1 protein-coding gene is annotated in these 274 nt (G+C 71.9%); it reads left to right on the forward strand.

Features of this window, described 5'->3' with window-relative positions:
- Positions 1-274, forward strand: a 274-nt coding sequence (locus SB717_RS35635) for a D-arabinono-1,4-lactone oxidase (RefSeq protein ID WP_410907670.1), incomplete at both ends; no start/stop codon positions are given.

Here is a 274-nt window from a genome sequence, read left to right on the forward strand (position 1 = left end):
GGACGGCGACGAGATCCAGACCGAATACTTCGTCGACCGCGCCGACGGATCCGCCGCGATCGCCGCGGTGCGCGAACTCGCGGCAGACATCGCGCCCCTGCTCATCACGACCGAGCTGCGCACCACCGCGTCCGACGACCTCTGGCTGAGCATGGCCTACCGGCGCGAGTCGCTCGCGATCCACTTCACATGGCGCAACATGCCCGCCGAGGTGGCCGCCGTCCTGCCCCGCATCGAGGCCGCGCTCGCGCCCTTCGGAGCCCGCCCGCACTGG

This window comes from Priestia sp. SIMBA_032 (assembly GCF_046535215.1).
Taxonomy (GTDB): domain Bacteria; phylum Bacillota; class Bacilli; order Bacillales; family Bacillaceae_H; genus Priestia; species Priestia aryabhattai.